The sequence below is a fragment of the Microbacterium sp. IEGM 1404 genome (assembly GCF_030056775.1).
GTDB lineage: Bacteria > Actinomycetota > Actinomycetes > Actinomycetales > Microbacteriaceae > Microbacterium.
The window spans coordinates 110,394-130,860 of record NZ_JASHKP010000001.1; the positions used below are offsets into that span (position 1 = coordinate 110,394).

Consider the following 20,467-nt stretch of genomic DNA (forward strand, 5'->3'; position numbering starts at 1 on the left):
CCTTCGACGTTCCCAGCCCGTTCATAGGATCGCTTAGCCGGGGGAGAGTGCCCGATCCGTACCGTCGGAGTCCGTTCCCCCGACCCCCAGGAGACCGCCATGACCGGACAGCTCGACGCCGACGCAGTGGTACTCACCAGCCGATTCGCGCCCGAGCGCGACGGGGGCTACGCGGTGGCGGTGCTCTCGCGGCTGCTCACCCTGCGCAGCGCGGGCGCGCGGCATCCCCTGCTCCTCACCCTGGACGTCGGTTCGTCGGGCGACCGCGAGCGCGCCGTCGCGTACGCGCACGCGCACGGGGTGCCGGCGGGATCCTTCACGATGCGCAATCTCTTCGACGAGGCGGTTCGGGATCCGAGCTGGCTGCGCGCCCGGGCCCTCCCCGGTGGACGGACGCCGGGCGTGGCCTACCGCGAGGTCCGCGACGACCGCGGTGCGCTCATCGTGTCGCTGCCGGTCATCGCCGACGCGGCCTGGCACCTGTCCGAGGCGAACGTGGTGGTGCACGGGGGAGCGGGCGACCGGGTCCTCCCCGGCTTCGCGGCGTTGTACGTCGCATGGCTCTCGCACGTGGCCGACGGCCTGCGCAGCGCGGCGGGCGACGCCGAGCGTCGCCTGGTCGTGATCTGCGAGTCCCGGCAGGTCGGAGAGACGCTGGATCGGTGGCGCGACCCTCGGGTGCGCATCGTCCACACCGTCCACAACTCCCACCTCGCCCACCCGTTCGACGCCGCGGCGCCCGTACGCGACGAGGGATGGCGACGATGGCTGGACGCGCTCGACGGTTTCGACCTGGTGCTCTGGCCCACCCGAGCCCAGGCGCGCGAGGTCGACGGGCGATTCCCGCACCGGGTGCACTTCGCCACGGTGCCCTCGGCGATCCTGCCGCGCCGTACGCGCCGGGTCCCGTCGCGGCGGCATGACGACGTGGTGGTCATGGCGTGCCGGCTGGTGGAACAGAAGCGCGTCGACCTCGCCGTCCGCGCCTGGGAGGAGGTCGTGCGATCGCGACCGGGCGCCCGTCTGGAGGTGTACGGCGACGGCCCGTTGCGCGAACACCTCCGCGCGATGATCCGCGAACGCGGGTTGGACGAGGCGATCCGTCTGCGCGGTCACGACGACGATGTGCGCGCGGCGATGGCGAAGGCGCGCGTGTTCCTGTCGACCAGCGCGTTCGAAGGACAGGGGCTCGCGATCGTCGAGGCGCTGTCCGCGGGTGTGCCGGTCGTGTCGACCGACGTGCGCTACGGGCCGGCCGAGGTGATCGGCGACGGCGGGATCCTCGTCCCGGCTGGAGACGTCGCCGGGATCGCCGCGGCCGTGGTGTCGCTCCTCGACGACGATGCCCGCTGGACGCGGACGTCGGAGCGGGCGCGTCGGTCCGCCGCGCGGTTCATCCCCGAGACGGTGGGGGCACAGCTGCGCCGAGAGCTCGAGGCGACCCTCGCGGAGCCGGCGACACGGCTCTGCGCTCTCGCCGACTCCTGACCGGCGGCCGACTCTCGGGTCGACGCCGCTCGGGCAGCGTCGCTCGCCGCGCTGCTGCCCGATGACGTCGGCGGCGGACGGGCCTCGACGACCCCGCCCAGGCCGAAGCCGATCGGCGCCGATCCGCATAGCGGTCCGGCGCCGATCGGCTCAGGCGGCGACGCCGACGGAAGCTGTCTTCTCCGCGGTGTCGTTCCGCTCCGCGTCGGCGGCGGGGGCCGCCGGAAGCTCCGGCTCCTCCGGGTCGACCACCGCGGCGGCCAGCCGTGCGGGGTGCAGCTCGGGGAGGGCGTCGAGCGCGATCCGCGTGGGGTGGGCGGAGCTGCCGACCACGATGAACCGCTGTCCGGGGCGGATCCGCGCGAGCGTCTCGGGTGCCGAGAGCACCTCGGCCCACGGATCGGCGGGCGTGGGGGCGTCGGATGCCGCCGCGCTCACGCTCTCGTCGGCTGCGGCCGCGGGACGCGGGGTCTCGGCAACCGGTGTCGGGGGATCGATCTCGGCGGGGGCGTCTCGCAGCGCGCTGCGCACGATCTCGCGCGGGTCGTAGCGGCGCCACTCGTCGGGGTTCCACTGGTCGCGCGTGAGGCCGGTCTCCTGCTCGAACTGCGTGGTCGCGGCATCCCAGCGTCCGCGGGCCGAGCGGGTGAACGCCGAGAGGCGACGCGCGTAGTCGGGCAGACGGGTCGGGCCGATCAGCACGGCGGCGATCAGCATCACAAGGACGAGCTTCTCGAGGCTCATTCCGAACATGGGGTCATCTCCGGTCGAGGGCGTCGCGACGCGCACGTCGACGGTCGGCGAGGTGCGTGATCACGAGGGCGGCGGCGAACAGCGCCGACATGGGCGCGGCCACCAGGAACATGGACAGGACGTCGGCCGCGGGCGTCACCAGCGCGCTGAACAGGACGATGGCGACGACGACGACACGCCAATGGCGTCGGATGGTCGAGGACGAGACCAGACCCACGGCGTTGAGCAGCACGACGAAGACGGGCAGGACGAAGGCCACGCCCGTCGCCGCGACGAGCTTCACCACGAAGTCGACGTAGGTGCTCGCGTTCAGGATCGAACTGTCCTGGTCGGAGGAGAAGCTCGTCAGCACTTCCACGACGTGCGGGAAGATCGTGAATCCCAGAGCGCACCCGCCGGCGAACAGGACGATCGCGGCGGTCGTGTAGCCGGCCGTCATCCGCCTCTCGCGGGGCGTGAGGCCGGGGGAGACGAAGGCGAACAGCTCGTACAGCCAGACCGGACTCGACAGGATGATGCCCGCGACGACGGCGATCTTCACCTTGAGGTCGAACGCGGCGGAGACGCTGTCGTAGTTGAGGCTCGCGTTCCGGGCCAGCGCGATCTGCTCGATGGGGTCGCGCAGGATCTCCAGGATGCCGCCCGACAGGGCGTAGCCGGCGATGATGCCGACCACGAGTGCCACCGCCGCGCGCATCGAGCGGACGCGGGCCTCGCGCGCGTGTCCGGCGAGCGGCATCACCGCCCGTGCGGCGACGGTGGCGGCGCTCATGCGCCGGACCTCTGCGGAACGGCGTCGGCCTCGGCCGTGCGCGGTGCGGCGTCGGCGACCGTCGTGACGGCGGTCGTCTCCGCCGCGGGCGAGCGGTCGGCCTCGGATTCCTGCTTGAGGATGCGCATCGACTGGCCGACGCTACGGGCGAGGGCGGGGAGCTTCGCAGCGCCGAAGATCAGCACGACGACGGCGAGGATGAGGAGGGCGTGCCAGCCCGTGAGGTTCTGCAACATGGGGTTCTCTTTTCTGGGTGGGGAGGTATCAGGGACGGGATCCGCCGCCGCCGCCGCCGGGCGAGGACACGCTGGCCTCGGTCGTCGCATCGACCGCGACCGCGAGGGTGCCGACGTAACCGGTCGCGGGGTCGCCGGTAAAGGTGCCCATCTCGAGGTCCCACCCGTCGGAGAAGACGTTGTCGTTGGAGAGGCTGCCGATCTGGGCGAGGTTGCGCGCCGAGCCGGGGTAGGTGTCGAGGGCGTAGACCGCGTCGAGCATGTCCTGCGGGAACGCCACCTGCGAGGTCGCGATCTGGTTCGACACGTTCGTCGCCGAGGCGGCATCCGGGTACACCTCGAAGTGGATGTGCGTCCACCGCCCGGAGTAGCACCCGGGGACGATGGTGGTGAAGGTCACCTGGCCCTGCGCGTCGGCCACCTGGATGCCACGGAGGTAGGTCTCGTCGATGACCGCGTCGGAGTACATCGAGTACAGGCCGTCCGCGTCGCAGTGCCACACGTACACCGCGGCGCCCGCGTACGCGGCGTTGCCGTTCGCCAGGTCGCTGAGCGTGAAGGTGAACGTCAGGGGCACGCCCTCGGCGGTCGCTCCGCCGTCGAGGCTCGAGCGGATGTCGCTGCGGACGATGCCGGACTGGTTCAGCACGTCGACGCCGTTGGTGCCGTCGGCGGGGTAGGGGCCGTTCGTCTCCTGCGGGATCTCCTCGGACGCGTACGCCGCGGCGGCCGCGGTCGCCGTCGGAGTCGCCGAGGCGGTGGGCGTCGCCGTGGCGGACGGGGTGGCGGTGGCCGTGGCCGTCGCGGTGGATGCCGCGGTCTGCGGCGCGCACGCGGCCAGCGCGACCGCGCCGGCGCCGAGTCCGACGATGCCGAGGACGTTCCGGCGGCTGACGAGGGTGCGCATGTCGAAGGACGCGCCCTGGTCGACGACCTCGTCGTCGGGTCGGTCGAGAAGTCGGCCCTCGTAGGCGGGGCCGAGGGGGGTCTGGTCGGGTTCGGGGATGCGGGTCATGGTTGCTCCTGATGCCGGTCGTTTCGGGGACGACCTCAGCATCGGGGGCGGACACTCATGGCATCCTCATCGCGCCTATGCGCTTCCTATGTGCGTTCGGTCGCCGCGTCGACGGGCGCCCTTCCGCGCGCGGGACGCCCGGTCTACCGTGGGCCTCACCGTCGCTCTCTCCCGAAGGATGCCGCCATGCCCACGTCGCTCGTCGTCTACCTCTCGTTCGACGGTCACGCCCGAGAGGCGATGACCTTCTACCAGTCGGTCTTCGGGGGCGAGCTGACGATCGCGACGTTCGCCGACTTCGGCATGACCGACGCCCCCGCCGAAGGGGTGATGCACTCCGAGCTCCGCGCCGAGGGGTTCACGGTGATGGGAGCGGATGCCTTCGCCGAACCGGCCGAAGGCTGGGGGAAGGGACGAGCTCAGGCGGCGTTCATGAGCGACGAGACCGACCGCGTGGCCGGTTTCTACGAGCGGTTCGTCGAGCGCGGTTCCGAGGTCGTCCAACCGTTGGAGAAGCAGGTCTGGGGCGACTTCTACGGTGAGCTCGTCGACCCCTGGGGTGTTCAACATCGCGGCGCCCGACGGGTGGGCGAAGACCGGCAGCTAGCCGCGGCCCGAGCCGTCCACGAACGCGCGCACCGCCTCCGCGACCACGGCGGATGCCGGGTACACATGCTCGGCGGCGGGGAAGGCGCCCTCGCGCACTTCGCGGGCGTACGCCTCGACGGCCTCGACCATCGCGTCGCCGACGGCGGCATACCGCTTCACGAACACCGGCGCGCGCCCCTCGGTGATCCCGAGGAGGTCGTGCTGCACGAGCACCTGTCCGTCGGCGGAGCCCGCCCCGATGCCGATGACCGGGATGCGCAGCGCCCGGCGGATCTCGTCCACGACGTCGGCGGGCACGGCTTCGATGACGACCGCGAACGCTCCGGCATCCTGAACGGCGAACGCATCGCGCGCCACGCGGATGGCGTCGTCGGCGGTGCGACCCTGGGCGCGGAGACCGCCGAGGGCCGTGGCCGTCTGGGGCGTGAGGCCGACGTGGCCGACCACGGGGATGCCGGCATCCACGATCGCCCGGAGCCGCGAGAGCCGGGCGGGGTTCGCGCCCTCGAGCTTGACCGCGTCGGCGCCGGCCTCCTGCACGAAGCGCACCGACGTCGCGACCGCCTGCTCATCGCTCAGCTCGGTGCTGCCGAAGGGGAGGTCGCACACGATGAGCGGGGTCTGCACGCCCCGGCGGACGGCCTTGGCGAGCATCAGCATCTCGTCGAGCGTCACCGATGTCGTGTCGGGGAGACCGAGCACGACCTGGGCGCCGGAGTCGCCGACGAGCACCATGTCGACGCCCGCGCGTTCGGCGACGCGCCCCGACACGAAGTCGTAGGCGGTGACCATGACGATCGGCGTTCCCGCGTCGGCGAGCTCGCGGAGCCGTCGCAGCGTGACCTTCGGACCCGTCATGCGTGACTCCTTTCGGCGGTGCTGAGGGCGATGCGATCGTCGACGCCCGGTGCGAGCACCACGTTGTCGATGAGCCGCACCTGGCCCACGCGCACCGCCAGCGCGAGAAGCGCGGGGCGCTCGATCTCATCGATCGGGTCGAGGCTGTCGGCATCCACGATCTCGACGTACTCGGCGTCGAGACCGTCGAGTTCGGCGCGCACGGTCGAGGTGAGGACATGAGGATCCCGGATGCCGTCGGCGAAGGCATCCTGCGCCGCCCGGAGCGCCCGCGGGATCGCCGCCGCGATCGCGCGGTCGTCGGGCGAGAGACGCGTGTTGCGGCTGGAGCGCGCGAGCCCGTCCGCATCGCGGGAGGTGGGCCGCGTGACGATCTCGACCGGGATGCCGAGGTCCGCCACCATCCGGCGGACGACGACGACCTGCTGGGCGTCCTTCGCCCCGAAGTAGGCGCGGTCGGGCTGGACGGCGAGGAGGAGCTTGGCGACGACGGTGGCGACGCCGTCGAAGTGCGAGCGCCCCCGTTCCGCGCCCTCGAGCGTGCCGGTGATGGCGCCGCCGACTGAGACCGTCGTGGCGAAACCGCTCGGATACATCTCGGCGACGGACGGTGCGAAGACCACGTCGACGCCCGCCTCCGCGGCGAGGGCGACGTCCGCCGCCTCGGTGCGCGGGTAGGCGTTCAGGTCGGCGGCTTCGCCGAACTGCGTCGGGTTGACGAAGATCGAGAGGACCACGGTGCCGTTGGTGTCGCGCGCGGCGCGCAGCAGAGACAGGTGCCCCTCGTGCAGGGCCCCCATGGTGGGAACGAAGCCGACACCGTCGGCGCGGCGCGGGGCGAGCACGGCGCGCAGTTCGGCGACCGTGCGAACGATCCGGGGGCTCACGGGGTCGCCGTGATTCCGGCGCGCTGTGTCGCGGCCAGGTCTTGCGTGGCCTCGACGAGCGCGTCGAAGAGCGCGAGGCGATCGGGGAGTCGCTCGGCGATCGCGGCCCGCTGCCGGTCGACCGTGGCGGCGTCGCCGCGCGAGACGGGCCCGGTGAGGGCGGATGCCGCTCCCCGCTCGGCCCAGTTCTCGACGGCCGCGCGCACGAGCGGTACGAGGGCCTCACGATCGACGCCGGCGGTGGCGGCGAGGTCTTCCGCCATGCCCTCGAGCGTGACGAGGAAGTTCGCCGCGATCGACGCGGCCGCGTGATACGCCGCGCGATCCTCGTCGCGGACCGTGACACCGGTCATCCCGAGCACGCCCGCAAGCGCTGCGGCGATCGCGTGCGCACGCGGGGTCGTTCCCGCGAGGGCGGCGGTCACCCCCGCGAAGGACGCCCCGGCGCCCGTGACGGTCATGAGCGGATGGATGCCGAACGCCTCGTGCGGCGCGAGCACCGACAGGTCGAGCGCGCCCGACAGGTGCCCGACCAACCGGCCGGGCGCGAGGGCTCGCGCCGCCTCGGCGATCGCGGCATCCGGGACCGCGAGGAGCACGACACCGGCATCCGCGCCGTTCTCGCCGCGGCCCGCGGGGCCGACCACAGGCACGCCCGCGTCCGAGAGCGCGGTCGCGAGTGCGCGGCCCATGCGGCCGTCGCCGACGACGAGCACCGGGGCATCATGCCGGAGGACGGAGAGCGAGGAGGTCTTCATAATGTGGGGCGGTGCCCGCACGGGCGGCTGCGCCGGATTCCAGGGTATCGCGGCGGGGGTGGGGAGGCGGCGGCGAGGCGCCGGAGGGCTCAGCCCGCGACCATCTTGACCAGCAGCGAGATCATGATGTCCTTCTCCTTCGGGTCACTCATGGCTACGAGCAGCGTGGTGGCGGCCAGCGCGTTGTTGGACACGCGCAGGGTGCCATCGACGTTGTCGAGGATGCCGTTCCGGGCAAGGAAGGTGACGAACAGGGCGGCTGCGGTGCGCTTGTTGCCGTCGGAGAGCGGATGGTCCTTCACGAGGAGATAGAGCAGGTGGGCAGCCTTCTCCTCGACCGTGGGATATAGCTCCTGGCCCGCGAACGTCTGGTACAGCGCCGACACGATCGCCGCGAGTCCGTCGCCCCGTTCTCTTCCGAACAGAGTGTCTTCGGGGAACTCCCGTCGAAGCTGATCGATCACGCTGCGTGCTTCTCCGTGGGTGAGTTCCCACCCCGGCACGACCGAGGGTTGTGAGTGGATGCGTCCTTCGTCGTAGTCACGAAGGAGCGTCAGCCCGGGCAGATAACCGCGGAGCACATCGGCGACTCCGGACACGAGTTCGTCCGTGGACCGGCCGAGGATCTGCACGATCGTGCCGAGTTGTTCGAGGCGCTCCGTGTTGACGACGTAACCGCGCACCAGGTAGTCGCGGAGCTGTCCGGTGGCCCAGATGCGGAACTGGGTAGCCGTGGCGCTCTTGACGCGATATCCGACCGAGAGGATCGCGTCGAGGTTGTAGTGCGTGACGCTCCGACGGACCGATCGTGCGCCTTCGACGCGAACCTGTAAGAAATCCTTACTGGTTGCTTCGCGGTCGAGTTCGCCCTGGTCGTAGACATGCCGCAAGTGCATGGTGATGTTCTCGCGGGTGGTGTGGAAAAGCTCCGCGATCTGCTGCTGGCTCAGCCAGACCGTGTCGGTGTCCAGCCGGACATCGAGGGCTGGCGCACCGTCGCCACGCTGGTAGAGAAGGACCTCTCCCGATGGCTGAGGCTGGATGACGCTGGGTGCTCCCTGCTCCTGCATGGCTTCATCCTGCCCGGCATCGCGCGACATGTCCGGACGGTTCGCCTCGGCGTCGTCAGGGTGAAGACCGGGGGAACGCTGACGTGGTGGGCCCCGTGGGGCTCGAACCCACGACCCGCGGATTAAAAGTCCGATGCTCTACCGACTGAGCTAGAGGCCCGTGGCATCCACCCTACCGGCGGTCGCGGGGTGCCCGCGTCCGCGCGCAGCACCAACCGGGATGCGCCTCGCGCAGGGAACCCCGGTCACCGCCGCCCGCGCGCCACGACCCAGAACAGGTACGCCCCGCCCACCACGCCGGTGAGGAGCCCCACCGGGATCTGCAGCGGGGCCAGCGCGCGCTGCGCGATCACGTCGGCGACGAGCAGCACGGTCGCACCGGTCACGGCCGATGCGAGAAGCGGGATGCCGCTCGACCCGGTCACCCGACGCGCGAGCTGTGGGGCGGCGAGGGCCACGAACCCGATCGGGCCGGCGACGGCGGTCGCGGTGCCCGTGAGGAGCGCGGCGACGACGATGAGGAACAGGCGGACGCGCCCGAGCCGCACACCCAGCGCCCGCGCGGTGTCGTCGCCGAGCTCGATCGCGCGGAAATCGCGGTGCACCACCGCGATGCCGACAGCGAGCACGCCGACCGAGACGGCGAGCGTGACGACATCGGCCCCGGAGGTGGCGGCGAGACTTCCGTAGAGCCACTGGCTCGCGTTGCGGGCGATTTCGAGCGGCGCGCGGGTGAGGAGGTAGTCGTTCACCGCGGACAGGAGGATCGCGAGGGCGATGCCCGCCAGGATCGTGCGTTCCTTCGACACCCCCGCGCTCCGCGCGATGAGCATCACGACCGCGACGGTCAGCAGTCCGCCGATCCACGCGCCGGGCGCGGGCGAGGCGGTCGGCGCGATGAGGGTCAGGCCGATCAGCGCGCCCGTGGCCGACCCGGCGCTGAATCCCACGATGTCGGGGCTCGCGAGCGGGTTCCGCGCGAGCGTCTGGAACACCGCCCCCGCCAGCCCCAGCGCCGCCCCGATCAGCAGCGCGGCCGCGATGCGCGGCATCCGCATGCCCAGGACGACCAGCGTCGTGCGCGCATCTCCGTTTCCCTGCAGAGCGGATGCCACCTCGGCCGGCGACGCCTGGAACGAGCCGGTCAGCATGCCGACGACCGCAGCGGCCACACCCACAACGAGCGTGAGCGCGACCGCGACCCCGTAACGGACGCGACGGCGGTACCCTCCGCGGTGCACGGCGGAGGTCACGACGTCTTCTTCCGCAGCACGAGCCACAGCAGGAGGGGCGCGCCGAGGAACGCGGCGACGATTCCGGCCTCGACCTCGGCGGGGATCGCGATCACGCGTCCGATCACGTCGCTCGCGAGGGTGAGCGTCGCGCCGGCCAGGGCGGCGAGGGGGAGCTGGGCCCGCAGGTCGGCCGGCCCCACCCGGCGGACGACGTGCGCCACGAGCAGACCGATGAAGGCGAGCGGGCCGGCGGCCGAGGTTGCGACGGCGCACAGCAGCGTGATCGCGGCACCGGATGCCACCAGCACCAGCGCGGGCGAGACCCCCAGTGAACGTGCCACGTCGGCGCCCAGACGCAGCTGGTCGAGACCGCGCGCGACGGCGACCGCCAGCACGAGGCCGACGACCGCGAGGGGGAGGAGCTGCAGCGCGACGCCGGGATCGCGGCGCTCGAACGACCCCACGGCCCAGAAGCGGAACGAGTCGAACGTGTCGTCGTCGGCGAGCGTGATGATGCGCACGACGGCGCTGAGACACGCGCTCAGCGCGATCCCGGCCAGGACCAGCCCCACCGTGCCGGAGCGCCCGCTCGGGCGTGCCGCGAGGTACACCGCCGTGGCCGCGGCGCCCGCGCCGACGAAGGCGAACCACACGTACCCGCTCGCGGTGCCGACGCCGAAGAAGGCGATCGCCACGACGACGCCGACGGCGGCGCCCGCGTTCACCCCGAGGAGGCCCGGATCGGCCAGCGGGTTCCGCGTCGCCGCCTGGATCAGCACACCGGCGACGCCGAGCGCAGAGCCGACGAGCAGCGCCGTGAGGGTGCGGGGGAGTCGGAGGTCGTGGACGATGACGCCCGTGGCATCCCGTCGCTCCGAGAAGAGGGCGGCGATGACGTCGGGGAACGCGAGCGGGCGGGAGCCGACGGCCAGGCTGGCGATCACCACCACCGCGAGCAGCACCAGGATCGCCAGCGTCGCGACCACCGTGCGCACGTGCCGTCGCTGCCGCCGGGCAGCGACGAGCGTCGCCGCGGGAGGAGCTCCCACGTCATTCAGTGGCATATAGCTAAGGCTAACCTAACTGCATGGCATCCCTTCGTTTCCCGTCTCCCCGCTCACGTTCCCGAGGTCGGCTGGCCTCGGCCGCCGCAACCGTCGGCGTGCTCATCGCGCTCGCCGGCTGCGCCTCCGCCGCTCCCGCCCCCACCCTCCCCGACGCGGAGGCCGGGTCCACCGGCGAGTGGGTCGTGGCGCGCGACCTCGAGCCGGGCATGGGGTCGAGCGAGGCCGACGGTGTCTTCCCCCGCACGGTGACGCACTTCGCAGGAACGACCGAGATCCCCGCCGCCCCCACGCGGATCGCCGTCGTCTCGACCGGGCAACTGGATGCCGTCCTCACCCTCGGCGAGGTCCCCGTGGCCGCGACGCGTGCGGAGAACAGTGGACTGGTGCCGCAGTACCTGCGCGATGCCTTCGCCGCCGATGCGGCGCAGCTCGACGCGATGGCCGACATCGGGGAGCGGACCGAACCCGACCTCGAGGCGATCGCCCAGGCCGCCCCCGACCTCATCCTCGTCAACTCCACGCGGGGTACCGAGATCTTCGATGCTCTGTCGGCCATCGCGCCGACGGTGGTCACGAAGGGCAACGGTGTGAACTGGAAGAGCGACTTCCTCCTCATCGCCGACGCACTCGGCCAGGAGGGCGACGCTCGCGCCGATCTCGACGCCCTGCAGTCCGACAGCGCCGCCTTCGCTCAGACGCTTCCGGCGGAGGCGCCGACGGTGTCGTTCCTCCAGTCCACCGGCGACCGCACGCGCATCATGGGCGTCCCGTCCTTCGCGGGCGGTCTCGCGGAGGACCTCGGCCTCGCTCGACCGGAATCCCAGCGGTTCGACGAAACCTCGCAGGACGTCAGTGCCGAGCAGCTCGACCTCGCCGACGCCGACCACGTCTTCTATGCGGGAACCGGTCAGGGGGTGGCGTTCATCGAGTCCGCCCCGCTGTGGTCGACGCTGAGCGCGGTCGCCGACGGCCGCACGACGACGGTCGACTTCGACCCGTGGTTCATGAACGCCGGTCCCACCGCCGCCCGGCTCGTCCAGGACGAGATCGTGCGCGTGATCGGCGACTGAACGCGAAAAAGAGCGAGCGCCGGACCCCCTCGCCTGGGGTCCGGCGCTCGCCGTCAGGTCCGATCAGTCAGTGATCGGTCCGGACATGTGAGATCACATGGCCGGGGGCATCAGCACCGAGTCGATGAGGTACACGGTGGCGTTGGCCGTCTGCACGCCACCGCAGATGACGTTGGCGTCGTTGACCTTGATCGAGTCGCCCGAGCCCGAGACGGTGACGTCCTGGCCCTCGACCGTGGTGTGCGTGCCGTCGATCGCGTCCGGAGCGATCTGGCCGGGGACCACGTGGTACGTGAGGATCTTGGTCAGGAGGTCGGAGTCGGTCTTCAGGGTGTCGATGGTCGCGGAGTCGATCTTCGCGAACGCGTCGTCGACCGGAGCGAAGACCGTGAACTCGCCACCGTTGAGGGTGTCGACCAGGTTCACGTTGGGGTTGAGCTGGCCGCTGACCGAAGCGGTGAGGGTCTTCAGGAGCGGGTTGTTCGAGGCGGCGACGGCGACCGGGTCAGCGGCCATGCCCTCGACCGAACCGGCGCCCGAGGGAACGGCGGCGGCGTAGTCGGCGCAACCGGGGCCCACGAGGTTGGCGGCCGGGTCCATCATGCTCGACGACGCCGAGGGCGACGCGGCCATGGAAGGAGCGGTGGACTCCTCGGTGGTTCCGCCGGCGGTGGTGGAGCCACCCGAACATGCGGTGAGAGCGAAGGCCGAACCCAGGACGAGGGCGAGACCGGCGACGACAGGCTTCTTGTTCTTCAGCATGACATTCCTCCGAAATCGTTCGGACCGCGGCTGCGACCCGTTTAGGACACCCCGGTGCGGGGGGCGGTTCGCCGTGTTGCGGCGTACACAGGGTCTTCGGGACCCCCTTCCGATCGGATTGCGGATTGTTGCGAGCCGGGGTCGAATCGGCCCGCAAAATGGCAATAAAGCCCAGGTCAAACGCCTATAAATATTATCCGGAATATTTTCTGGGATGCCGCCTGCCGGTCGTGGGAGCACTGGTGGGGCAGGGAAGGGTCACGGTTGCGTACCTCATGCGCGCCACGCGCGCGCGAGGAAGGGAAGTCCTCGGCGCGTGCGGCATGCTGGAGTGCATGGTGATCGACGGTTTCTCTCTCCCCGAGGATGGGGCGGACCACGTCGACCACGTCGGAGAATTGCTGCAGAAGGTCGCCACGGGCGACCGCACCGCGTTCGCCGAGCTGTACGACACCCTGTCGGCTCGCGCGTTCGGTCTCATCCTGCGGGTGCTCGTCGACCGGTCGCAGAGCGAAGAAGTGCTCCAGGAGGTGTTTCTGGAAATCTGGCAATCCGCCGCGCGCTTCACTCCGAACAAAGGTCAAGGACGTTCGTGGGTTCTCACGATCGCTCATCGACGGGCTGTCGACCGCGTGCGGTCGTCGCAGTCGAGTGTCGATCGGGATGTGCGCGCGGGCTTCCGGGATCTGGACGTCGCATACGACGATGTCTCTGAGAAAGTAGAACTCAAGATCGAAGGGCGGCGCGTCGTCGATGCACTCGCGACGCTTCCCGAAGCCCAGAGAGAAGCGCTCACGCTGGCCTATTTCGGTGGGTACAGCCAAAGTGAGATCGCTACCCTCGTCGGGGCGCCGCTCGGCACGGTCAAGACCAGGATGCGCGACGGACTGTCGCGCTTGAGAATCGAGATGGGGGTGGACAAGTGAACGAGAGGGATTTCGCCGACCTCGCTGCCGGTCACGCGCTGAACGCGCTCTCCGAAGCAGATGAACGCGCGTACCAGGAGGCTCTCGCGGGCAACCCGCACTGGTCCTCCCACGTTCGGGATGCCGCCGACGCGGTCGCCGCGATCGCCGACACCGTCGCGCCGGTCGAACCGCCGGCATCCGTCCGCGCCTCACTGCTGGCGCGGATCACCGACCTCCCGCAGGTCGGCGCGTCCGAGCCGGAGCGCAACTCAGCCGACCTCGAGGACTACGCCGCCGCGGGTCCCGCCCCGGTCGAGCCGGAGCTCGAAGCCGTGGCCGTCGGATCCTCGGGCGGATCCGGCTGGGGGCTGCGTCGCTGGTTCACGCTCGCCGCGTCGATCGTCGCCGTCCTCGTGCTCGGCTTCGGAGCCGTCACGATCGGCCAGCAGCTCACTCGACCGGCACCGCTGGTGGCGCTCGAGCAGGTCACCACGGCCCCCGACGCGCAGTCCGCGACGGCGACGATGCCCGACGGTGCCGTCGTGACGGCGCACTGGTCGGCATCCACGGGGCAGAGCGTCCTCGTGACCGACAAGATGTCGGCTCTGCCGAGCGACAAGACGTACGAACTGTGGTTCGTGCGAGATGACACGGCCATCGCCGCCGGGATCTTCTCGACGGATGCCGACGGCAAGGCGACCGCGGTCCTGCAGGGCGAGTTCCACTCGGGCGATGTCATCGCCGTCACCGTGGAACCTGCCGGCGGATCGCCCGACGGAACGCCGAGTTCGGCACCCGTCGTCGCGGTGGCCACGGCCTGAACGGACGATCGCTCCGGCCCGGGGCTCGGCGCTCACGCTCTAGCCTGGAACGATGAGCGATTCCCCTCGCGAATTCCACAAACCCGTCCGGCGCCCGGCTGAGCTGTTCGACCGGCTGTTCGCGGCCGACGACCCGGCCGAGGTCTCCCGCGTCGCGCACAGCACCGCCCAGGCCCTGCTGTCGCGCGTGCGCGCCGACCCGACGGTCGATGTCGTCGAGCGTCTTGTGGCGTTCACCGACGACCACGGCATCGACGACATCGCCGAGCTGTGGTCGCGCTCGCCCGCCCGGTCACTCCCCGGCGCGTTGTGGCGGCTGTACCTGCTGCAGCTCATGATCCACGACGACGCCGCCACCGCCGCGCTGCTCTTCGAGCGCGGCCGCGTGGAGATGGCGACGGTCGACCCGGTCGTCGTCGGCGCGCCCGCCCCCGCCGGGCCCGAGGAGCTGGTGCAGCTCATCGACACGATCCTGCGCGGGCTCTTCGAGGGCGACTTCGCCGTCGCTCTCGAGCGGGCAGCGGCCTTCTGCCGAGTGCAGGCGACGGGCGCCACCCACCTCGCCGACGACTACGAGAACACCGAGTCCGAGCGGGCGACGGCGCTGACCACGCGGGCGTTGCGTCTGTCGACCTACGCCGACGATCTTGCGGCCGCCGCCGCTCTGTGGCGCCGTGACGCGCTGACCTGACGCGCCGCCGAGTGTCCGGGACACGCCGCCGCGGGGGAGACCTCTCCGGCATGTCCTGGACACTCGGCGATCTCGGGCGACGCCCGGGAAAAGAAAGTGCCGGGCCGCAGAACGCCTCTCGGCGCAAGGCCGCTCATAGCGGCAGAAGATGGAGCCCGGGGTTACTGCGGCCCGGCTATGGAAGTGTAACAAGAGCGCGCCCGGAGCATTCCCTCCGACCGGGCGGTTGACGCGACCCGGGCGTGTCGATACGAGGGCATAGGGTCGATCCATGGCTTGGCGTTTCGCTCTCGTGATCGACCCCGTGGCATCCGACATCCGGCGAGACGACTTCTCCGACACGCTCGCGGTGATCGATCCGGACGGCCCCGCCCTGCGCGTCGGCGACCTCAGCGCGCAGCGCGGCGACGGGGTCTTCGAGTCCCTCGGCGTGGTCGACGGCCACCCGCAGGAAGTCGGTCCCCACCTCGCGCGACTGGCGCACTCGGCGGGGCTCTGCGACCTTCCGGAGCCGAACCTCGACCAGTGGCGCGCCGCCATCGACCGGGCGGCCGCCGAGGCGCCCGCGGGCGAGAGCGTGATCAAGCTGATCCTCAGCCGGGGCGTCGAGCACGGCCCCGCACCCACCGCGTGGCTCACCCTCGCCGACGCGCCCGACAACGCGCGCTCGCGCACGGAGGGCGTGCGGATCGCGACGCTCGACCGCGGCTATGCGCTCGACGTCCCCGCCCGGGCGCCGTGGCTGCTCCTGGGCGCCAAGACGCTGTCGTACGCGGTGAACATGGCCGCCATCCGCGAGGCGAAGAGGCGCGGAGCGGATGACGCGGTGTTCGTCACCAGCGACGGGTTCGTGCTGGAGGCGCCCACGGCATCCATCGTCCTCCGCTTCGGCGACCGGTTCGTCACCCCCGCACCGAACGCCGGCATTCTGCACGGAACGACGCAGCTGAGCCTCTTCGCCCACCTCGAGCAGCGCGGCTTCGAGACCGCGTACGAGACGGTGCCGGTGTCGGATCTCGGGCGAGCGGATGCCGCGTGGCTGCTGTCCAGCGTCCGGCTCGCCGCGCCGATCTCCGCGGTCGACGGTGAAGCGAGAGCCGTCGACCACGCCGTCACCGACGAGCTCAACGCCTACCTGCTCTCGCCGCGCGACTGAGCGCGGAGACGACGATGGCCCCGCCGGAGCGGGGCCATCGCGCGGGGGAGCGGGTGCTTACCCGAAGCGTCCCGACACGTAGTCCTCGGTCGCCTGGACCGTGGGGGCGGTGAAGATCGCCGAGGTGTCGTTGTACTCGATGAGCTTGCCCGGCTTACCGGTGCCGGCGATGTTGAAGAACGCCGTCTTGTCGCTCACGCGGGACGCCTGCTGCATGTTGTGCGTCACGATGACGATCGTGTACTGGTTCTTCAGCTCGGAGATGAGCTCCTCGATCGCGAAGGTCGAGATCGGGTCGAGCGCGGAGCACGGCTCGTCCATCAGCAGGACGTCGGGCGAGACGGCGATCGCGCGGGCGATGCACAGACGCTGCTGCTGACCGCCGGAGAGGCCACCGCCCGGCTTGTCGAGACGGTCCTTGACCTCGTTCCACAGGTTCGCGCCCTGCAGCGACTTCTCGACGAGCGCGTCGCCGTCGCTCTTGGAGAGGCGCTTGTTGTTGAGCTTCGCGCCGGCCAGGACGTTCTCGCGGATCGACATCGTCGGGAACGGGTTGGGGCGCTGGAACACCATGCCGACGTGACGACGCACGAGCACGGGGTCGACGCCGGGACCGTAGAGGTCGTCGCCGTCCACCAGCACGCGGCCCTTGACGTGACCCCCGGGGATGACCTCGTGCATGCGGTTCAGCGTGCGGAGGAAGGTGGACTTGCCGCAGCCGGACGGGCCGATGAAGGCCGTGACGGTGCGGGGCTGGATGTCGATGGAGACGCCTTCGACCGCGAGGAAGTCGCTGTAGTAGACGTTGAGGTCTTCGACCTCGATGCGCTTGGACACGGATACCTTCCTGGGGTCAACGCGACTTCGGTGCGAACACCGAAGCCACGATGCGGGCGATCAGGTTGAAGATGACGACGAGGACGACGAGCAGGAACGCCGCTCCCCAGGCCTGGGCCTGGGAGGCGTCGATGTCCTGCCCCGGGAAGCTGTACGCGGTGTACGCCATGACGGGGAGGGTCTGCATCGGACCGTCGAACGGGTTGGAGTTGAAGTTGTCGGTGAAGCTGGCGGCGATGAAGATCGGCGCGGTCTCGCCGACGACGCGGGCCACGGCCAGCACGACACCGGTGATGATGCCGCTCGCCGCAGTCCGGAGGACCACCTTGATGATCGTCGCCGAGCGCGGCACGCCCAGGGCGAGCGAGGCTTCGCGGAGGTCGGCGGGGACCAGGCGCAGCATCTCCTCGGTGGAGCGGATGACGATCGGGATCATCAGCACGCACAGGGCGATGGATGCCGAGAACCCGGAGAAGGCCTTCGGTCCGACGATCAGCGCGAAGAACGAGAACGCGAACAGACCGGCGACGATCGAGGGGATGCCGGTCATGACGTCGACGAGGAACGTGATGGTGCGGCGCAGCGGGTTGGTCGGCAGGGCGTACTCGACGAGGTAGACGGCCGCGAGCACACCGATCGGCACCGAGATCAGTGCCGCGATGCCGGTGATGATGAGCGTTCCGACGATCGCCTGGAGGGCGCCGGGAGTTGCGACGACCGCGAGCGTGTCGGGGTCGAAGGCGCTGCCGCCGGTCTGGGTGATGAAGTTCCAGTTCACGACCGCGAGGCCCTTGGACACCACGGTCCACAGCGTCGAGATGAGCGGCGCCACGGCGAGGAGGAAGGCGGCCGTGACGAGGCCGCGGACGACGCGGTCGACGGCCTTGCGGCGGCTCTCGACGATCGAGGAACCGATGGCGATCGCGACCAGGTACAGCAGCGCGGTGAGGATCAGCCAGCTCGGCAGGTGGAAGCCGCCGATGAGGAACTGCACGCCGGCGACCAGCACCGCGACGCCGACGAGCATCGCCGGCTCGACGTAGCGGGGGAGCTGTCCGCTGGTGAGCGAGAGGGGCGTCGACGCCGGCGAGGCGGCGGACGGGGCCTTGGTGGTGGTCACGAGCGCTTCCCCTTCTTGCGACCCTTCGCCCCCGGGCCGGTCGCGCTGATGATGTAGCGGGCCAGGATGTTCACCGCGAGCGACACGACGAACAGCATCAGACCGGTGCCGATGAGCGCCGAGCGCTGCAGGTCGGTCGCGATCGGGAAGTTCAGCGCGATGTTGGCGGCGATCGTCTGCGAGTTGTACCCGTCGGTGAGGATCAGCACCGAGTAGATCAGGCTGGGCGAGATGATGAGCGCGATGGCCATCGTCTCGCCGAGGGCGCGGCCGAGGCCGAGGAGCGTGGCCGAGACCATGCCGCTGCGCGCGTAGGGGAAGACCGACAGGCGGATCATCTCCCAGCGGGTGGCGCCGAGGGCCAGGGCCGCCTCCTCGTGGAGGCGCGGGGTCTGCAGGAAGATCTCGCGCGTGATCGAGGTGACGATCGGGAGGATCATCACCGCGAGCACCACGGAACCGGTGAGGAGCGTCGACCCGGTGCTCGACGGCGAGCCGGCGAACAGCGGGATCCACCCGAAGTAGGTGTTCAGGAACTCGCCCAGCGGGATGAGCAGCGGGCGCATCACGATGATGCCCCACAGGCCGAAGACGATCGAGGGGACGGCAGCGAGCAGGTCGACGATGTAGCCGAGCGCTCCGGCGATCCGCCGCGGGGCGTAGTGCGAGATGAACAGCGCGATGCCGATCGCCACCGGGGTGCCGAGCACCATGGCGATGAGCGCCGCCCAGATGCTTCCCCACAGCAGCGGGCCGACGTACTCCCAGAAGTTCGTCCAGGAGCCGTTCTGGTAGCCGGCGAGGTCGCCCTGCGACCAGTCTCCGGTGATCGCGGGAAGGCCCTTGATGATCAGGAAGATCGCGACACCCGCGAGGATGATCATGATCGAGATCGAGGCCGTCATCGACAGGCCGAGGAAGACGGTGTCTCCCGCGCGGCGCTTGCCGACGATCGTGGAACGGTCCCCGGCCGGGGGAGCAGAGACGGTGTCAGCCACGGCTGACCTCGTTCTCGGCAATGGTCATGGTGTGCTCCTCGGGTCGGGATTCTCTCTGAGGATGATCGGGCTCAGCGGAAGCGTCGACGCGCACGTCGACGCTTCTGATCAGCCCGAACCGGCCCGCACCGAGGTGCGGACCGGTTCGGATCCGAGAGATGTTTACTTGATCGCCTCGAGCGTCTTCGCGGCGTCCGCGAGGACCGACTCGGGGAGCGGTGCCGAACCGGCGTTCTTCGCGGCGACCTGCTGGCCGAGCGAGCTGGTGATGAAGCCGAGGTACGACTTCACGAGTTCGGCCTGCTTGGTGTCCTTGAACTCGGTGCAGGTGATGGCGTACGAGACCAGCGGGATCGGGTAGGTCTCGGCGGTCAGCTTGGTGTAGTCGAACTTCTTCGACAGGTCACCGGCCACGCCGTTGTCGGCGTCGACGGCCGCGGCCTCGAAGGTCGCCGTGACGGCCTCGGGGCTGAAGGGGATCGCGGTGCCGTCGACGACGATCGCAACCGACTTCAGGTCGCCCACGGCTGAGTGGTCGGCGTAGCCGATGGTGCCGGAGCCCGCCTTGACGGCCTCGACGACACCCGAGCCACCCTTCTGCTTCGACACGTTGCCCTCGATCGGCCAGTCCTTGCCCGCGGGCGAGGTCCAGACCGACGACTGCGTCGCGGCGAGGTAGTTGGTGAAGTTCTGGGTCGTGCCCGAGCCGTCCGAACGCGCGACGGTCGTGATGGGACCGGCGGCGAGGGCCGTGCCGTTGTCGGCGGTGATGGCCGGGTCGGACCAGTCGGTGATCTGCAGCGCGAAGATCTTCGCGATGGTCTCGCCGCTGAGCTTGAGCTCGGTCACGCCGGGGATGTTGAAGATGATCGCGACACCGTCGAGGTAGATCGGGATGTTCACGCCACCGTCGGTGCAGAGGGCCTGCGACTGCGTGGTCTGGTCGGCGTTGAGGGGCGAGTCGGAGCCCGCGAAGTCGTACGCGCCGCTGAGGAAGTTGGTGACACCGCCACCGGAGCCCTGCGACTTGTCGTAGTTGATCGTCACACCCTTGGCGGTGGCGTTGTAGGCGCTGGTCCACGCGGCCTGGGCGTTGGCCTGGGCGCTGGATCCACCGGCGGTGATGGTGCCGGCGAGGTTGGGGTCGATCGTGAACGCCACGTCGGAGGAGGTGGCGGAGGGGGAGGACTCCGTGGTGCCGCCGGTGCTGGAGGAGCAACCGGCGAGGGCGAGAGAGGCCACGGCGGCCACGGTGCCCAGCTGGGCGAGTCGGGAGAGCTTCACTATGTGAATCCTTCGCATGTCGGGGACACGAACCCGGTGCAGGGTTCTCCCGCACGCTAAACACCGACTCTT

Annotated in this window: 21 protein-coding genes, 1 tRNA gene and 1 pseudogene; 7 read left to right on the top strand and 16 right to left on the bottom strand. The window is 70.5% G+C overall.

Features of this window, described 5'->3' with window-relative positions; genetic code table 11:
• Positions 1–99: 99 nt before the first annotated feature.
• Positions 100–1,488 (top strand): glycosyltransferase, encoded by a 1,389-nt coding sequence (locus QM517_RS00550; protein WP_283284393.1) that lies wholly within the window; start codon positions 100–102, stop codon positions 1,486–1,488.
• Positions 1,489–1,638: 150 nt separating this feature from the next.
• Here QM517_RS00550 and QM517_RS00555 read toward each other — a convergent pair whose 3' ends face one another.
• From QM517_RS00555 to QM517_RS00570, 4 genes are read right to left on the bottom strand one after another with little or no spacing between them, the layout of a single operon-like run.
• A complete protein-coding gene (locus tag QM517_RS00555; RefSeq protein WP_283284395.1) occupies positions 1,639–2,241 on the bottom strand; it encodes a preprotein translocase in 603 nt (200 codons plus the stop codon).
• Between the two features lie 4 nt (positions 2,242–2,245).
• Positions 2,246–3,013 carry a twin-arginine translocase subunit TatC gene (tatC, locus tag QM517_RS00560; RefSeq protein ID WP_283284398.1) on the bottom strand — a complete coding sequence of 256 codons (768 nt, stop codon included), beginning with the start codon at positions 3,011–3,013 and terminating at the stop codon, positions 2,246–2,248.
• On the bottom strand, positions 3,010–3,249 hold the full coding sequence (locus tag QM517_RS00565; protein WP_283284400.1) for a twin-arginine translocase TatA/TatE family subunit: 240 nt from the start codon (positions 3,247–3,249) through the stop codon (positions 3,010–3,012). Before QM517_RS00565 ends, tatC begins: the two co-directional genes overlap by 4 nt.
• Positions 3,250–3,277: 28 nt before the next feature.
• Entirely contained in the window at positions 3,278–4,264 is a 987-nt protein-coding gene (locus QM517_RS00570) for a dioxygenase family protein (RefSeq protein ID WP_283284402.1), read from the bottom strand.
• A gap of 186 nt (positions 4,265–4,450) precedes the next feature.
• Between QM517_RS00570 and QM517_RS18770 the strand changes: the two are divergent.
• Positions 4,451–4,816, top strand: a pseudogene (locus QM517_RS18770) (VOC family protein); the annotation flags it as partial.
• A gap of 51 nt (positions 4,817–4,867) precedes the next feature.
• Here the strand turns inward: QM517_RS18770 and panB are convergent.
• The 7 genes from panB to QM517_RS00610 form a co-directional block, all read right to left on the bottom strand.
• Entirely contained in the window at positions 4,868–5,731 is an 864-nt protein-coding gene (gene panB, locus QM517_RS00580; RefSeq protein ID WP_283284404.1) for a 3-methyl-2-oxobutanoate hydroxymethyltransferase, read from the bottom strand.
• Positions 5,728–6,618 carry a pantoate--beta-alanine ligase gene (gene panC / locus QM517_RS00585; RefSeq protein WP_283284406.1) on the bottom strand — a complete coding sequence of 297 codons (891 nt, stop codon included), beginning with the start codon at positions 6,616–6,618 and terminating at the stop codon, positions 5,728–5,730. The genes panB and panC overlap by 4 nt, the downstream gene beginning before the upstream one ends.
• Complete coding sequence (locus QM517_RS00590) at positions 6,615–7,334, bottom strand: DUF2520 domain-containing protein (RefSeq protein WP_283284407.1); 720 nt, start codon at positions 7,332–7,334, stop codon at positions 6,615–6,617. The genes panC and QM517_RS00590 overlap by 4 nt, the downstream gene beginning before the upstream one ends.
• 131 nt (positions 7,335–7,465) lie before the next feature.
• Positions 7,466–8,476, bottom strand: coding sequence for a RhuM family protein (gene rhuM, locus QM517_RS00595; RefSeq protein ID WP_283284409.1), 1,011 nt, complete (start codon positions 8,474–8,476; stop codon positions 7,466–7,468).
• Positions 8,477–8,530: 54 nt separating this feature from the next.
• Positions 8,531–8,606: transfer RNA gene (locus QM517_RS00600), tRNA-Lys, on the bottom strand.
• 85 nt (positions 8,607–8,691) lie between these two features.
• Complete coding sequence (locus QM517_RS00605; RefSeq protein WP_283284411.1) at positions 8,692–9,699, bottom strand: FecCD family ABC transporter permease; 1,008 nt, start codon at positions 9,697–9,699, stop codon at positions 8,692–8,694.
• Positions 9,696–10,745: a FecCD family ABC transporter permease gene (locus QM517_RS00610; protein ID WP_283284413.1), complete on the bottom strand. Its 1,050-nt coding sequence runs from the start codon at positions 10,743–10,745 to the stop codon at positions 9,696–9,698. The genes QM517_RS00605 and QM517_RS00610 overlap by 4 nt, the downstream gene beginning before the upstream one ends.
• A 23-nt stretch (positions 10,746–10,768) precedes the next feature.
• Between QM517_RS00610 and QM517_RS00615 the strand changes: the two genes are divergently transcribed.
• Entirely contained in the window at positions 10,769–11,818 is a 1,050-nt protein-coding gene (locus QM517_RS00615) for an ABC transporter substrate-binding protein (RefSeq protein WP_283284415.1), read from the top strand.
• Between the two features lie 93 nt (positions 11,819–11,911).
• Here QM517_RS00615 and QM517_RS00620 read toward each other — a convergent pair whose 3' ends face one another.
• Positions 11,912–12,580: a fasciclin domain-containing protein gene (locus tag QM517_RS00620; protein ID WP_077052100.1), complete on the bottom strand. Its 669-nt coding sequence runs from the start codon at positions 12,578–12,580 to the stop codon at positions 11,912–11,914.
• 323 nt (positions 12,581–12,903) lie between these two features.
• On the opposite strand from QM517_RS00620, the gene sigK reads away from it, so the two are divergent.
• The 4 genes from sigK to QM517_RS00640 all read left to right on the top strand — a co-directional run bounded on the left by sigK (position 12,904) and on the right by QM517_RS00640 (position 16,156).
• A complete protein-coding gene (gene sigK, locus QM517_RS00625) occupies positions 12,904–13,506 on the top strand; it encodes an ECF RNA polymerase sigma factor SigK (protein ID WP_175627645.1) in 603 nt (200 codons plus the stop codon).
• The gene (locus tag QM517_RS00630; protein ID WP_283284419.1) at positions 13,503–14,309 is read left to right on the top strand and encodes an anti-sigma factor; all 807 of its coding nucleotides are present in this window, start codon (positions 13,503–13,505) and stop codon (positions 14,307–14,309) included. Before sigK ends, QM517_RS00630 begins: the two co-directional genes overlap by 4 nt.
• A 52-nt stretch (positions 14,310–14,361) precedes the next feature.
• A complete protein-coding gene (locus QM517_RS00635; protein WP_283284421.1) occupies positions 14,362–15,000 on the top strand; it encodes a DNA-directed RNA polymerase subunit beta in 639 nt (212 codons plus the stop codon).
• A gap of 271 nt (positions 15,001–15,271) precedes the next feature.
• Positions 15,272–16,156: an aminodeoxychorismate lyase gene (locus tag QM517_RS00640; RefSeq protein ID WP_283284423.1), complete on the top strand. Its 885-nt coding sequence runs from the start codon at positions 15,272–15,274 to the stop codon at positions 16,154–16,156.
• Positions 16,157–16,213: 57 nt separating this feature from the next.
• On the opposite strand, the gene pstB is transcribed toward QM517_RS00640, so the two are convergent.
• The 4 genes from pstB to QM517_RS00660 all read right to left on the bottom strand — a co-directional run bounded on the left by pstB (position 16,214) and on the right by QM517_RS00660 (position 20,395).
• Positions 16,214–16,993, bottom strand: coding sequence for a phosphate ABC transporter ATP-binding protein PstB (gene pstB / locus QM517_RS00645; RefSeq protein WP_077052096.1), 780 nt, complete (start codon positions 16,991–16,993; stop codon positions 16,214–16,216).
• A 16-nt stretch (positions 16,994–17,009) separates the two neighbouring features.
• Positions 17,010–18,113, bottom strand: a complete 1,104-nt coding sequence (gene pstA, locus QM517_RS00650; RefSeq protein ID WP_283284425.1) for a phosphate ABC transporter permease PstA — start codon at positions 18,111–18,113, stop codon at positions 17,010–17,012.
• Positions 18,110–19,111 (bottom strand): phosphate ABC transporter permease subunit PstC, encoded by a 1,002-nt coding sequence (gene pstC / locus QM517_RS00655; protein WP_077052094.1) that lies wholly within the window; start codon positions 19,109–19,111, stop codon positions 18,110–18,112. The genes pstA and pstC overlap by 4 nt, the downstream gene beginning before the upstream one ends.
• A 162-nt stretch (positions 19,112–19,273) precedes the next feature.
• Positions 19,274–20,395, bottom strand: coding sequence for a phosphate ABC transporter substrate-binding protein PstS (locus QM517_RS00660; RefSeq protein ID WP_077052093.1), 1,122 nt, complete (start codon positions 20,393–20,395; stop codon positions 19,274–19,276).
• Between the last annotated feature and the right edge of the window lie 72 nt (positions 20,396–20,467).

Bases quoted from the DNA above. Each gene is read 5' to 3' on its own strand.
- QM517_RS00550 (WP_283284393.1), top strand. From the start codon at position 100: ATGACCGGACAGCTCGACGCCGACGCAGTGGTACTCACCAGCCGATTC.
- rhuM (WP_283284409.1), bottom strand. From the start codon at position 8,476: ATGTCGCGCGATGCCGGGCAGGATGAAGCCATGCAGGAGCAGGGAGCA.
- QM517_RS00640 (WP_283284423.1), top strand. From the start codon at position 15,272: ATGGCTTGGCGTTTCGCTCTCGTGATCGACCCCGTGGCATCCGACATC.
- QM517_RS00570 (WP_283284402.1), bottom strand. From the start codon at position 4,264: ATGACCCGCATCCCCGAACCCGACCAGACCCCCCTCGGCCCCGCCTAC.
- sigK (WP_175627645.1), top strand. From the start codon at position 12,904: ATGCTGGAGTGCATGGTGATCGACGGTTTCTCTCTCCCCGAGGATGGG.
- QM517_RS00620 (WP_077052100.1), bottom strand. From the start codon at position 12,580: ATGCTGAAGAACAAGAAGCCTGTCGTCGCCGGTCTCGCCCTCGTCCTG.
- tatC (WP_283284398.1), bottom strand. From the start codon at position 3,013: ATGAGCGCCGCCACCGTCGCCGCACGGGCGGTGATGCCGCTCGCCGGA.
- QM517_RS00615 (WP_283284415.1), top strand. From the start codon at position 10,769: ATGGCATCCCTTCGTTTCCCGTCTCCCCGCTCACGTTCCCGAGGTCGG.
- QM517_RS00555 (WP_283284395.1), bottom strand. From the start codon at position 2,241: ATGTTCGGAATGAGCCTCGAGAAGCTCGTCCTTGTGATGCTGATCGCC.
- QM517_RS00565 (WP_283284400.1), bottom strand. From the start codon at position 3,249: ATGTTGCAGAACCTCACGGGCTGGCACGCCCTCCTCATCCTCGCCGTC.
- panB (WP_283284404.1), bottom strand. From the start codon at position 5,731: ATGACGGGTCCGAAGGTCACGCTGCGACGGCTCCGCGAGCTCGCCGAC.
- QM517_RS00610 (WP_283284413.1), bottom strand. From the start codon at position 10,745: ATGCCACTGAATGACGTGGGAGCTCCTCCCGCGGCGACGCTCGTCGCT.
- QM517_RS00635 (WP_283284421.1), top strand. From the start codon at position 14,362: ATGAGCGATTCCCCTCGCGAATTCCACAAACCCGTCCGGCGCCCGGCT.